The 11,602-nt window shown below is 62.8% G+C and carries 15 protein-coding genes; 11 read left to right on the plus strand and 4 right to left on the minus strand.

Annotated features, from left to right (window positions below):
• Positions 1-28 precede the first annotated feature (28 nt).
• Positions 29-274 (minus strand): hypothetical protein, encoded by a 246-nt coding sequence (locus tag FJ958_RS19795; RefSeq protein WP_246679668.1) that lies wholly within the window; start codon positions 272-274, stop codon positions 29-31.
• Positions 275-358: 84 nt separating this feature from the next.
• Between FJ958_RS19795 and FJ958_RS19800 the strand changes: the two genes are divergently transcribed.
• The 3 genes from FJ958_RS19800 to FJ958_RS19810 all read left to right on the plus strand — a co-directional run bounded on the left by FJ958_RS19800 (position 359) and on the right by FJ958_RS19810 (position 4,108).
• Positions 359-646, plus strand: a complete 288-nt coding sequence (locus tag FJ958_RS19800) for a hypothetical protein (protein ID WP_246679669.1) — start codon at positions 359-361, stop codon at positions 644-646.
• 128 nt (positions 647-774) lie between these two features.
• Complete coding sequence (locus FJ958_RS19805) at positions 775-1,251, plus strand: NUDIX hydrolase (protein ID WP_140744871.1); 477 nt, start codon at positions 775-777, stop codon at positions 1,249-1,251.
• 364 nt (positions 1,252-1,615) lie between these two features.
• On the plus strand, positions 1,616-4,108 hold the full coding sequence (locus tag FJ958_RS19810) for an EAL domain-containing protein (protein ID WP_140744872.1): 2,493 nt from the start codon (positions 1,616-1,618) through the stop codon (positions 4,106-4,108).
• A 7-nt stretch (positions 4,109-4,115) separates the two neighbouring features.
• On the opposite strand, the gene FJ958_RS19815 is transcribed toward FJ958_RS19810, so the two are convergent.
• Positions 4,116-4,655: a GNAT family N-acetyltransferase gene (locus FJ958_RS19815; RefSeq protein WP_140744873.1), complete on the minus strand. Its 540-nt coding sequence runs from the start codon at positions 4,653-4,655 to the stop codon at positions 4,116-4,118.
• Positions 4,656-4,945: 290 nt separating this feature from the next.
• Between FJ958_RS19815 and FJ958_RS19820 the strand changes: the two genes are divergently transcribed.
• Positions 4,946-5,401, plus strand: a complete 456-nt coding sequence (locus FJ958_RS19820) for a DUF2214 family protein (protein ID WP_140744874.1) — start codon at positions 4,946-4,948, stop codon at positions 5,399-5,401.
• Here FJ958_RS19820 and nth read toward each other — a convergent pair.
• The gene (nth, locus tag FJ958_RS19825; RefSeq protein WP_140744875.1) at positions 5,395-6,201 is read right to left on the minus strand and encodes an endonuclease III; all 807 of its coding nucleotides are present in this window, start codon (positions 6,199-6,201) and stop codon (positions 5,395-5,397) included. The genes FJ958_RS19820 and nth overlap by 7 nt on opposite strands.
• A 22-nt stretch (positions 6,202-6,223) precedes the next feature.
• Here nth and FJ958_RS19830 point away from each other — a divergent pair, with 22 nt between their 5' ends.
• Positions 6,224-6,718, plus strand: coding sequence for a DUF2244 domain-containing protein (locus FJ958_RS19830; RefSeq protein ID WP_140744876.1), 495 nt, complete (start codon positions 6,224-6,226; stop codon positions 6,716-6,718).
• A 46-nt stretch (positions 6,719-6,764) separates the two neighbouring features.
• Here the strand turns inward: FJ958_RS19830 and FJ958_RS19835 are convergent, their stop codons facing one another.
• A complete protein-coding gene (locus FJ958_RS19835; protein ID WP_140744877.1) occupies positions 6,765-7,580 on the minus strand; it encodes a class I SAM-dependent methyltransferase in 816 nt (271 codons plus the stop codon).
• 113 nt (positions 7,581-7,693) lie between these two features.
• Here FJ958_RS19835 and FJ958_RS19840 point away from each other — a divergent pair, with 113 nt between their 5' ends.
• The 6 genes from FJ958_RS19840 to FJ958_RS19865 all read left to right on the plus strand — a co-directional run bounded on the left by FJ958_RS19840 (position 7,694) and on the right by FJ958_RS19865 (position 11,597).
• Positions 7,694-8,572: a bifunctional helix-turn-helix domain-containing protein/methylated-DNA--[protein]-cysteine S-methyltransferase gene (locus FJ958_RS19840; protein ID WP_140744878.1), complete on the plus strand. Its 879-nt coding sequence runs from the start codon at positions 7,694-7,696 to the stop codon at positions 8,570-8,572.
• 219 nt (positions 8,573-8,791) lie between these two features.
• On the plus strand, positions 8,792-9,262 hold the full coding sequence (locus FJ958_RS19845) for a hypothetical protein (protein WP_140744879.1): 471 nt from the start codon (positions 8,792-8,794) through the stop codon (positions 9,260-9,262).
• A 91-nt stretch (positions 9,263-9,353) separates the two neighbouring features.
• A complete protein-coding gene (locus FJ958_RS19850) occupies positions 9,354-9,674 on the plus strand; it encodes a hypothetical protein (protein WP_246679672.1) in 321 nt (106 codons plus the stop codon).
• Entirely contained in the window at positions 9,641-10,153 is a 513-nt protein-coding gene (locus FJ958_RS19855) for a hypothetical protein (RefSeq protein ID WP_140744881.1), read from the plus strand. Before FJ958_RS19850 ends, FJ958_RS19855 begins: the two co-directional genes overlap by 34 nt.
• The gene (locus FJ958_RS19860; RefSeq protein ID WP_181176448.1) at positions 10,128-10,607 is read left to right on the plus strand and encodes a hypothetical protein; all 480 of its coding nucleotides are present in this window, start codon (positions 10,128-10,130) and stop codon (positions 10,605-10,607) included. Before FJ958_RS19855 ends, FJ958_RS19860 begins: the two co-directional genes overlap by 26 nt.
• An 87-nt stretch (positions 10,608-10,694) precedes the next feature.
• Complete coding sequence (locus tag FJ958_RS19865) at positions 10,695-11,597, plus strand: ribokinase (RefSeq protein WP_140744883.1); 903 nt, start codon at positions 10,695-10,697, stop codon at positions 11,595-11,597.
• Positions 11,598-11,602 lie beyond the last annotated feature (5 nt).

Here is an 11,602-nt window from a genome sequence, read left to right on the forward strand (position 1 = left end):
CTCCCGCCCGGCCCCGTCTCGAGCCAGCCTAGAAACTGACCTTGAGAGACGCGCTGACTGCGTTCTGTTTCACCGTTTCGCCGAAGGCGCCGTTGTATCTCACGGACAGGCCGACGCCATTGACGCCATTCAGTTCGAGGCCGGCGCCGGCCCGATAGAGCGGCGAATCGACCGCTTCCGTCAAGTGCAATGCGGGGTTGCCGGGCAGATTCTCCGCCGCGGCAAAGCGGCCTTCGATCTCCCATTCCTTGTTCGAGAACTCCACCCCGGCCATGGCATCGCCGGACAAACGTCCTATATACAAGGGATGAATAGCATCTTTGGCAGGAATGAGCGGATGTCAGTACGTCGACCATCGATGGTTTTTGCATCGGCGGTGCTGGCCGCAGCGGTGTTGGCCGGCGTTGCCGTGCCTGCTTCCGCGCAAGCACTCAACCCCGCTGCCAACGGCAACGCGCTGATCCAGCAGAACGATCTGCAGATCTTGCAGAACCGGGTTCAGCGGGAGCAATTTCAGCAGCAGCAACAGCAGTATCGGGCCCAGGACCGCGTGATCGTCCAGCAGCCGCCGCCGGTCGTGCCGAAGGTCGGACCGACCTGCCAGACGCAGATAATCGGCAACACAGCCGTGAGCACTTGCCGCTGACAGGCCGGCATCTCCTTTTACTTAGCCGACTTACATGATAGGGGCGTTCTAGTGCCCCTGCGGCAGTTTGGGTTTTGCAAAGGCGCCGCATCACGCTATGGGGCACTGCATCGACTGGATTTTTACGAATGGCAGCCATCAAGAAAAAGGCCGTGCGCAAGGCCAAGAAAGGCGAGAGAATCCGCCAGGTCGCCGCGGTCCCCTTTCGGCGGAACGCGCACGGCGATATCGAGGTGATGCTGGTCACGTCGAGAACGACGAGACGCTTCATCGTGCCCAAGGGTTGGCCGATGAAAGGCAAGAGCGGACGCAAGACAGCCACCATCGAAGCGCAGGAGGAAGCCGGCGTGCTCGGCAAGACGCTGAGAGAGCCGGCAGGCACCTATTCCTACTGGAAGCGGCTGGCCAGCCACTTTGTCCGGGTCGACGTCATCGTCTACCTGCTTGAAGTGACGGAAGAGCTTGCTCACTGGCAGGAAGCCAAGCGGCGGCAACGGGCATGGCTGGCGCCGGCCGACGCGGCGATGCTTATCGATGAACCGGATCTGTCGACGCTGGTGAAGGCCTTGAAGCTTCCCGAGCCCGCGCCACTCGACCAGGTATAGGCTTCACGCGCCAGTCGCGTCCTCCTCCGGAAACGGCCGCGCCGGTGTGCCGGCATAAGCCAAGCCAGCCTCGCGGCGGAGGCTCTGCCTAGGTCGTACGGTGCGACCCAGGCAAGAAGCCCGATAAGCCTCAAATACAAACTGATTCAATTCGAAGCAGTTGCCTGACGTTGCGTAATATTCGGCCGCCGTCGCAAGAATCGCGGCCACAAACAGCGAAAGTATTTATTTGCTGTTAAGCCCGCCATGATAACCGGATCGTTGTCGCCAGCCGAGCGATATGCGGGAAACAACGTCGTCTCAACCGGTGGATGAAAAAGTCGGACAGGCGCTGACAGGATCATGGCAAGCCCATGAAGATTCGATGAAGCTGTCATCCATTGATGCGAGTTCCCGTCTTCTCGGACTCGTATGGCCCTTCGTCGCCGTCGTGCTCATCCAGGCGCTGGTGGCCAGCCTCAGCCTCTACACCCTTTCGGCGGTTCGTGCTTATGTCGGCGGCGAGAGCCAGTGGTCGAAGGGCCAAAAGCATGCCATCTATTTTCTCAGCCTTTATGCCGACACCGGCAACGAAGACTTCTTCAGCGAGTATCGCGCGGCGGTCGCCGTTCCGCTGGCTGATCGGTCGGCCCGCCTGGCACTCGAGCAACCTCAGCCCGATATCGAGGCGGCGCGCGCCGGCTTCCTGCAGGGTGGAAATCACGTCGACGATGTCCCCGGGCTGATCTGGCTGTTCCGGGATTTCCGTGGCTTCAGCTATCTCGATGCCGCCATCCGCCATTGGACGGCCGCCGACACCATGATCCTCGCCATCCAGCGGCTCGGCGACACGATGCATGAGACGCTGAGCAAGGGGCCGGCATCTTTGGCCGAGATCAGCGCCTGGAAAACGCAGATCCACCAGCTCGACCGTGAGATCGGCCCGCTTTCCAAGGCCTTCTCGGACAGCCTCGGCGAAGGTTCGCGCTTCATCAAGATGCTGCTCACCTTTGCCAATCTCGTCACCGCCGCCTTGTTGATACTGCTTGCCGTGTGGCGCACGCGCAAACTGCTCGCGCAGCGTCAGGCCTTCCAGTTGGCGCTCAATACCGAACGCGAGCGCGCCCAGATCACCCTGGCTTCGATTGGCCAGGCCGTCATCAGCACCGGCCCTGACGGGCGGCTGGATTACATGAACGCGGTTGCCGAGAAGCTGCTGGCTTGCCCGTTGGGCACAGCCAAGGGCAAACCGATCGCATCCTTGTTTCGTCTCGTGGACAAGGACACCAGCACTGAAGAATCGCAACTGGTCGAGCACCTTCTGGCCGGCGATCCGCGTCGTTCCAGCGCCCGTCCGCAATTGCTGCGGCGGCCCGACGGCTCCGTCGTTCCCGTCGCGTTGACCGGCGCGCCCCTGCTCGTTTCCGGCGAAGTGGTCGGCGCGGTGCTCGCCTTCCACGACATGACGCGGGAAGAGGATTATATCGAGCGGCTTTCATGGCAGGCCTCGCATGACGCACTGACCGGGCTCGCCAACCGGCGCGCTTTCGAAAGCCGGCTGGAAAGGACGATCGTCGACTTGCAAGGGCAGGCCCGGCAGCACGCCTTGATGTATCTCGATCTCGACCAGTTCAAGCTGGTCAACGATACCTGTGGTCATGCCGCCGGCGACCAGTTGCTGCGCCAGATTTCCGCGCTGTTGACCAACGAATTGCGGTCCGGCGATGTGCTGGCCCGGCTGGGCGGCGACGAATTCGGCGTGCTGCTGATCGATTGCGAGGCCGACAGTGCGGCCGACATCGCCGAAAGGCTGCGTGCTGCCGTGCAGGATCTGCATTTCGCCTGGGATAACAGGCCCTTCAACACCAGCGTCAGCGTCGGCATGGTGCAGATCGCCAATGCGCAAGTGACGATCGAGGAGGTTCTGCGGGCCGCCGATGTCGCCTGCTACATGGCCAAGGAGAAAGGCCGCAACCGCGTCCAGATCCACAGCGACGGCGACATGGCCTTGCGCGAGCGTTTTGGCGAGATGGCCTGGGTGCAGCGCCTGCATGCCGCCCTGGAGCAAAATCGCTTCAGGCTTCATGCCCAGGAGATCTGGCCGCTCAACGACGACGTCGCCGAGGCTGGCGCGCATATCGAGATCCTGTTGCGGCTGACCGACGAAGACGGCGGCTTCGTCACCCCGCAAAGCTTCATTCCCGCGGCCGAGCGCTACGGCCTGATGCCGTCGATCGACCGCTGGGTGGTGCGCAACACGTTCCGCATTCTAGCCGCACGGCAAGCCGATGCGCGCATGGCGCCGATCGCTACATGCGCCATCAATCTTTCCGGACAGACGTTCGGCGACGAAACGTTCCTCGATTTCCTACGCGAGCAGTTCCTCGTCCATCGCATCTCGCCTGCGATGATCTGCCTGGAGATCACCGAAACCAGCGCCATCGCCAATCTCACCAATGCCATGCGCTTCATTGCCGATCTACGCGGTCTGGGCTGCCGTTTCGCGCTCGACGATTTCGGCTCCGGCATGTCGTCCTTCGCCTATCTGAAGCACCTGCCAGTCGACTACCTCAAGATCGACGGCAGCTTCGTCAAGGACATGCTGGACGACCGCATCGACCGCGCCATGGTCGAGATGATCCATCACATCGGCAAGGTCATGGGCAAGCGCACCATCGCCGAGTTCGTCGAAAGCGACGGCATCGTCGCGGCCCTGAAGACGATCGGCGTCGACTATGCCCAGGGCTATGGGATCGCCAGGCCGCAGCCTTTCGACAGCTCGACAGTGCTGCGTGGCCCGGGCATCGCTTCAGCCGCGGCGGCTGCGACAGATCCGTGGGCCGATCTAGCGCAGCAACTGCACCGCAGAGCCGGCTGAAAACGCCTCAGGGCAGCCGCTCCAGCAAAATTGTCGCCGCGTCGTGATAGGTGGTACGCGTCACTTCGCGGTAGCCGCACTTTGTCGCGACGTTCAACGAGGCGGTGTTTTCTGGATCGATGATGCAGACGGTCTTGGCCCGTCCGAACGTCTCATCACCCCAGCCGTGGACGCGGCTGACGATTTCGGTGGCAAGGCCGGCGCCGTGGGCGGCCGGAGCCAACGCCCACCCCGCTTCGGGAATGCCTTCGATCGACGGTTCGATATCGCGCTTCAGGTCGTGGAACCCGGCCTCGCCTATGAAACGGCCGGTCGCCTTCTCCTCGATGGCCCGGAAGCCGTAGCCGAGCAGCGACCACAGGCCGGCGTGACGCAGGAAGCGCATCCAGCTTTCCTCGCGCGTGCGCGGCTTGCCGCCGATGAAGCGGATGACGACCGGGTCGGCCCACATCGCCGCATAGGCGTCGAAATCCGCCAGTCGGTGTGCCCTCAGAATGGTTCGCTGCGTCTCGATCACGGGGGCAACGATCGCTTGCGGGTTGTCCATGGATTTGCCTCGCTGATGTTGTCCGCGCTTAGCAAATCGCCCCCGGTTTGCAAGGGCCAGCGCGACACGCGCCATCATCCTGGGGCGTCGTGCAATGTTCCACGGTGACCTGAGCCGAACTCCAGCCGTGCCGGGCCATATTCGTGGCGACGCCGGCGCGCTGCAATTCGTCCAGCCTGCCTTGGCATGGGATTTCCCGTCAAGCATGCTACCGTTGCGGCGTACCGGTTTAGCTATGCGGCCAGCGGATCTTTCTCGCAAGCGGCGCCGCTCGAGCAAAGGGAAAGAGCATGGACACGACCGACCTGGTGCTGGCAATCGGCCATCATCTGCTGGTGTTTTCCCTGGCGGGGATCATCGGCGCGGAATTCGTGCTGATCCGTGGCGACTTGCCCGCCGGCACGCTCAAGCGGCTCGCCGGCATCGACCGCCACTATGGCGCCATCGCCGCACTCATCATCATCGTCGGCATCGGCCGCGTCGTCTGGGGCCTCAAGGGCTGGGAGTTCTACGTCCACAACTGGGTGTTCTGGGCCAAGATGGCAGCGTTTGGCATTGTCGGGCTGCTGTCGATCATCCCGACCGTGCGCTTCATTTCCTGGAACAGGCAGGCCAGCGCCAACCCCTCCTTTGCCGTGCCGACGAGCGAACTGGCCTCGGTGAAGACCTATGTCCGCGCCGAGGCGTTGGTCTTCCTGCTGATCCCCGTCTTCGCGGCGGCGATGGCGCGCGGCTACGGCTACTGATCCTCGGCGGCCACTGTCCCTAGCGGAGCGATCGGCACCAGGGGTGCCGGAATGCTGGTGGTCTTCTCCCGCGCCTTGCAGATATCGGCGATGACGCAGGCCGGGCAATCCGGCTTGCGCGCCTTGCAGACGTAGCGGCCATGCAGGATCAGCCAGTGATGCGCGTGGCGCATATACTCGTCCGGGATGATCTTCAGCAGTCCCTGCTCGACCTGTTCCGGCGTTTTGCCGGGCGCCAGGCCCAGCCGGTTGCCGATGCGGAAAATATGCGTGTCGACCGCCATCGTATGATGGCCGAACGCCATGTTGAGCACGACATTGGCGGTCTTGCGCCCCACACCAGGCAGCTTGACCAGCTCATCGCGGTTATCAGGCACCTCGCCGCCATGGTCGCGGATCAGCGCCTCTGACAATGCGATGACGTTCTTGGCCTTGTTGCGCCAGAGCCCGATGGTCCTGATATGGTCGCCGACCTTGGCTTCACCGAGCGCCAGCATCTTGTGCGGCGTGTCGGCAACCTTGAACAGCGCCCGCGTCGCCTTGTTCACGCCGGCATCGGTCGCTTGCGCCGAAAGCACCACCGCCACCAGAAGCGTGAAGGCGTTGATATGTTCGAGCTCGCCCTTCGGCTCCGGCCGCTGCACCGAAAAGCGCCGGAAAATCTCATGCACCTCGGCCGGACTATAGAGCGGCCTGGACCGCACGGGCCTGGGGCGCGGCTTGGTGTTCGAGCCGTCACGCCGTCCGACCGGCTGCTCTTTTTTCGCCATTGGAGACTCTTTGGACTTGGGGCTCGCCATTCCCTTCCTATAATATCCAGTCATGAGCGAAACAAACGCCTCATTCCAGGCCGACGAGCCATTCTTTCATGCGCTGCTGACACCACACCGGTCGCTGGGCAGGACAGGCTTCTTCGTTCTGATGGGCGCCCTACTGTTCGGCTGGCTGGTGACAGGCGCGTTTTTCCTGTCACGCGGCGCCTGGCCGGTGTTCGGCTTCTTCGGCCTTGACGTGGTCGCCGTCTACATCGCCTTCCGTGTCAACTACCGGGCCGCCCGCGCCCGCGAAGAGGTTTCGGTCTCCCGCACCAGCCTCGATATCCGCAAGACCGCCCCTTCGGGAAAATCGGAAGCGCATCGCTTCAACCCGTTCTGGGCGCGGTTTTCGGTCGCCCGTCACGCGGAGATCGGCATCACCAGGATGACGGTGGAAGCACAAGGCCAGAACGTGGCGATCGGGGGCTTTCTCGATCCCGATTCCCGCGAAAGTTTTGCCACCGCCTTTTCGCGGGCGCTGGCGACCGCCAAGACGCGCTGAACCGACCTTTTTTGCGAAACCGGTTCCCGTTTTTTGGGACCATGCCTTAAAAGCGATACCGCAGGAGCCTGCCGATCTTGCGCAACGCCGGAATGTGTTTCCAAAGGCGGACGAACAGTTTGGCTGACCAGCCCATGCGGGCGGCGTGTTCGGGCTTGTAGGCGGAAATATCCTCGACGAACCGCAGCTTCGGGACCGCCCGTTCCAACTCGTGCGGATCCTCTATGGACCAGTGAACCTCGGCGCCAGTCGCCCTCAGGGATGGATGGAGACGAAGCAGCTTCAGCCCGAAACTGCTGTAGGCATCCAACATCAGTTCGCCACTGGCAAGATGCGAAACAAGCCGCGAAAGCAGGCGGAGCCCTTCGTCGGCGGGGAGATAGGGCGTCAGCCCCTCCGCCACCACCATGGCCGGACAGTTGCGGGGCACTTCGGCCAGCCAGCCGGGCTCGATCACCGACGAAGCGATGAGATGATAATGGTCTCGGGACGGGTAGAGTTTCCGCCTGAGTTCGATGACCTCTGGATAGTCGATATCGAACCAGTCCACGCCGGCTGGCGGGTCGACACGGAAGATGCGCGTATCAAGTCCGCAGCCCAGATGCAGCACGATGGCACCAGGATTTCTGGCCAGAAAATCCTCGACACGGACGTCTAATGTCTTGGCCCGGATCGCCAGGCCGATGCCGAGATTGTCATCGACCTTGAGCCTGGAGAAATCATAATCGATCTTGCGCACCGCCTCGTCAGCGAAATGATCTTCCAGCAGCGAATTGGGCAGCCGGCTCTCCAGCGCCTTGCCGTAGAGCGTCATCAGCAGGGTCTCTCTTGCCCCCGTCAGATTTACTTTTTCACCAGCCATCGGCGCCTCCAGGCAGGACATGCGAGTCTATCTGGGACGCGTGGCGAGAAAGCAAGTTTCGGGTGGCGGTCGGCGCCCCAAGGGGCGATATTCCAAGCCAAGGAGACAGTTCCATGAGCACACAGACAGCAGTCCTCAAAAAGGACATCACGCCCGAAGGCAGCGATTATGAGATCGTTCGCCGTGCCATCGAGAAGATCAGCCTCGACTACCGTGATCAGCCATCGCTGGAAGAACTGGCCGAAGAGGTCGGCGAGACGCCGACCGGCCTGCAAAAACTCTTCACCCGCTGGGCAGGCCTTTCGCCAAAGGCCTTCCTGCAGGCGGTGACGCTGGACCACGCGCGCCGACTGCTCGATTCCGGCATGCCGCTGCTCGAAACCTCGTTCGAACTGGGCATGTCCGGTCCCGGTCGGCTGCATGACCTGTTCGTCACCCATGAAGCGATGTCGCCCGGCGACTACAAGACGCGCGGCGCGGGCCTGACCATCCGCTACGGCTATCACTCCTCGCCTTTCGGCACCGCCCTGATCATGGCCACCGATCGTGGGCTGGCCGGCCTCGCCTTCAGCGACCCCGGCGAGGAGCGCGCCGCTTTCGCCGACATGTCCAGCCGCTGGCCGAACGCCCTCTATGTCGAGGACATGGCCGCGACCGGTCCCTACGCCGCCCGCATTTTCGATCCGACGCTATGGCGCCCTGACCAGCCGCTGCATGTCGTCATGATCGGCACCGACTTCCAGGTTCGTGTCTGGGAGGCACTGCTCCAGATTCCGATGGGCAAGGCTCGCACCTATTCCTCGATCGCCGCCAGCATCGGCTCGCCAAGCGCCAGCCGGGCGGTCGGCGCAGCCAATGGCGCCAACCCGCTCTCCTTCGTGGTGCCTTGCCATCGCGCGATCGGCAAGTCCGGCGACCTTACCGGCTATCATTGGGGCCTGACCCGCAAGCGCGCCATCCTGGGCTGGGAAGCCGGGCAAGTGTCGTCCTGAAATATCGATTTTTTAATTTTTGGCGCGGAAATATATAAATCCCGGGGGCAGTAAGTATTCCGTTCAGGCTTGCCGTATTCTTGGATACAACCGAGGACAACCTTCGGTCTTCAACGGTATTATTTCTGCGCGATTATTTAAGTTAACTCTAAATTAACTATGGTAAAGCGATGATGACTCCAGTTAATTCGGGTGATCCGACTTAATAGGAGGGTCTCGATGAAGTTGTTCCGCACCACTTCTGGTGCAGTCTTGCTGGTCGCGTGCCTGGACCAGGGCGCACTGGCCACACCGCAGAATGTCATTTTCAATGGCACGGTCACCGCGACCTGCACGCTTGTTGTCGCCACCAATGGCACGATGACGGTGAGCCCAGATCTTCAGTCGCTGAGCTCACACAACAGCGGCGGTTCGGCGGGAACGGTCACGCTCACCACCACCGGAGGTGTCTCGCTCAGCGTCGATCCGGTGACCACCACCACCGTGCCGGCCGCCGATAGCACGGCCACCACCTGGACGCCGACCTATTCGGCCAGCGGCGCCCACACGATCGCGGAAACGGGGTCCGCCACCGCCCTCACCGTCCCCGGCGCCGACCTCGTCGCGGTCAACCTCGCCGGCGCCAAGGGCGGCAGCAACCGCTTCGCCTCTGGAAACTATCAGGCAACGGTGACGCTGCGCTGCGAGTAGCCCTCGGGAAGGAGGCATCTTGAGACTTTATGGAACCTTGGCGACGGCACTGGCCGCCGGCCTGATATCTGTTGCCGCGGCGGCTCAGTCGATGTCACCGATGAGGGGTGAGGTCAACAGCTTCACCGACGCCTTCGCGATCCGTATCTTCCCGGCCAATCCATACGACCAGAAGATCAAGGTCGAAATCCGCGTCTACGATCAGGATTTTCAGCCGGTGGACGCCAGAATCTCTCCAAGCGTCTTCCAACTCGCTTCCCAAGCTTCCCGTCCTGTCCTTGTGGTCGTGCCCTTCGGGGGCGCTGTCGAGCGTAAAGTGCGTATCTGTACCGAGAGCATCCCCTTCCCCAATCAACAGACGCAGATAAGGGCACAGATATGCGGAAAGTTTTTTGCACACCGCAAGCCCTGACAATCGCGCTTGCGATTGCCGCGGCAAGCACGGCTCCAACCGCGGCCCAGGAACAGATTTACAATCTCAATCAGAACGAGAACGGCTTCAATCTGCCCGGCGTGACCTTGCCCCAAGGGCAGGACGAGGTCCACGCTTCCGACGGCACCACCTGCCGCTCGGCGGTCTCCGGCAGCGGCGCCTATCTCGACCTCGGCGTTATCAGGGGCAATAACCAGACGGACAATGGCGTCGCCACCTATGGTCGCGTGGTGATCCCGATCGGGCGTACGCCGAAGCGCCTCGATTGCAGCCGCCTCTATGAGCTTGAGGTCGAGCGCCTGCAGATGGAGCTGAAACTCCTCAAAATGGGCCTCGGCGCCAGCGGCCAGACGGCGAGCGTGGCCAGCATTCCCGCAGCCGCCGCACCCGGATGGGCCAACGAAGGCTGGAGCATTAGGACCGGAAATGGCGATGGCAGGAAAAAGAAGAAGAAATAACCGCGCGCTGCTGACGATGGCGGCATTTGCCGGCCTCTGCCAGTCTGCGCCAGCTGCAATCATCGGCACCTGCACCATCACGATCGGGACATCGGGAACGATGACCGCTAACCCCACCATTGGCATATTGGGGTCCACGCAGGCCGGCGGTCAAAGCGCCGGAGCCACCATCACCGCGAACTCGGGGCTGTGTTCCTTGCTCAACTTGCTGGACTGCTATTCAGTATCGGCGCCAGCACCCGCCGCATTCACCTCTTCGCCGAGCGGCGGCGGCACCAATGTCACCTTCGCAACGGCCTATCGTCTCGACTCCGGCGTCAGCACGCCAGGAAGCACTACGCAGAAGCTCGCCAACGGCACCCACACCGTTCAGGTCGACCTCACCGCCACCAAGTCGAGCGGCATCTTCCCGGCCGGCAACTATCAGGGCATGGTCACGGTGCTGTGCGAGTGACGCGGCAAATAGCGCTGGACCATTCGCGTGGTCTGGCGTCGAACGGCTTGGCAGGATAGCTTCCCGCATTCAGCAGGGAGGCATTTCTTGATTATCGTTGTCGGCTCGATCAACCTCGACCTTATCGCCAATGTGGACCGCTTGCCGAGCCCCGGCGAAACGGTAAGCGGTTCCGGCTTCACCACGGCGCCCGGCGGCAAGGGCGCCAACCAGGCACTGGCCGCGGCGCGCGCCGGTGTCGCGGTGCGCATGGTCGGCGCCGTCGGCAAGGACAATTTCGCCGCCGAGGCGCTGGCGCTGCTGCGCGACGCCAAGGTCGACCTGTCGGGCGTGGGTGAAACCTTTGCGTCCACCGGCACGGCCCTGATCATGGTCGGTGACGACGGCGAGAACATCATCGCCGTGGTGCCCGGCGCCAACGCCTCCGTCGTGCCCGGCGACCTTTCCAAGACCTTTGTGAAAAAGGGGGACGTCGTGCTCCTGCAGCACGAGATTCCGCTGGCGACCGTCGAAGCCGCGCTCGACCAGGCAAGCGCGGCCGACGCCGTCACGGTGCTCAACACCGCCCCGTTCCACGCCGAGGCGGCGGCCTTGCTCGGCAAGGCGGACTATGTTGTTGCCAACGAGACCGAGTTCGATCTCTATGGCGAGGCACTGGCGCTCGGCGGGCGCGACCGTGCGGCGCGCATGCGCGATTTTGCCGGCAAGACAGGGCGCACCGTCGTGGTCACACTCGGTGGCGATGGCGTGATGGCAGCAACGCCGACCGACTTCCTGACCGTCCCGGCAATGAAGATCATACCTGTCGACACGGTCGGCGCCGGCGACACCTTCTGCGGGTACTTCGCTGCCTGTCTCTCGTCCGGCCTCGCGCTCGACAAGGCGCTGGCGCGCGCCAGCGCGGCCGGCTCGCTGGCCTGCCTGAAGCCCGGCGCCCAACCGGCGATCCCGCTGGCCGCCGATGTCGACCAAGCCTTGAAATCCCATTGAGATAG

The organism is Mesorhizobium sp. B2-3-5, from assembly GCF_006442395.1.
Classification (GTDB): domain Bacteria; phylum Pseudomonadota; class Alphaproteobacteria; order Rhizobiales; family Rhizobiaceae; genus Mesorhizobium.

Bases quoted from the DNA above. Each gene is read 5' to 3' on its own strand.
- FJ958_RS19850 (WP_246679672.1), top strand. From the start codon at position 9,354: ATGTCACCGATGAGGGGTGAGGTCAACAGCTTCACCGACGCCTTCGCG.
- FJ958_RS19800 (WP_246679669.1), top strand. From the start codon at position 359: ATGGTTTTTGCATCGGCGGTGCTGGCCGCAGCGGTGTTGGCCGGCGTT.
- FJ958_RS19830 (WP_140744876.1), top strand. From the start codon at position 6,224: ATGAGCGAAACAAACGCCTCATTCCAGGCCGACGAGCCATTCTTTCAT.
- FJ958_RS19835 (WP_140744877.1), bottom strand. From the start codon at position 7,580: ATGGCTGGTGAAAAAGTAAATCTGACGGGGGCAAGAGAGACCCTGCTG.
- FJ958_RS19855 (WP_140744881.1), top strand. From the start codon at position 9,641: ATGCGGAAAGTTTTTTGCACACCGCAAGCCCTGACAATCGCGCTTGCG.
- nth (WP_140744875.1), bottom strand. From the start codon at position 6,201: ATGGCGAGCCCCAAGTCCAAAGAGTCTCCAATGGCGAAAAAAGAGCAG.
- FJ958_RS19845 (WP_140744879.1), top strand. From the start codon at position 8,792: ATGAAGTTGTTCCGCACCACTTCTGGTGCAGTCTTGCTGGTCGCGTGC.
- FJ958_RS19860 (WP_181176448.1), top strand. From the start codon at position 10,128: ATGGCAGGAAAAAGAAGAAGAAATAACCGCGCGCTGCTGACGATGGCG.
- FJ958_RS19840 (WP_140744878.1), top strand. From the start codon at position 7,694: ATGAGCACACAGACAGCAGTCCTCAAAAAGGACATCACGCCCGAAGGC.
- FJ958_RS19795 (WP_246679668.1), bottom strand. From the start codon at position 274: ATGGCCGGGGTGGAGTTCTCGAACAAGGAATGGGAGATCGAAGGCCGC.
- FJ958_RS19810 (WP_140744872.1), top strand. From the start codon at position 1,616: ATGAAGCTGTCATCCATTGATGCGAGTTCCCGTCTTCTCGGACTCGTA.
- FJ958_RS19815 (WP_140744873.1), bottom strand. From the start codon at position 4,655: ATGGACAACCCGCAAGCGATCGTTGCCCCCGTGATCGAGACGCAGCGA.
- FJ958_RS19805 (WP_140744871.1), top strand. From the start codon at position 775: ATGGCAGCCATCAAGAAAAAGGCCGTGCGCAAGGCCAAGAAAGGCGAG.
- FJ958_RS19820 (WP_140744874.1), top strand. From the start codon at position 4,946: ATGGACACGACCGACCTGGTGCTGGCAATCGGCCATCATCTGCTGGTG.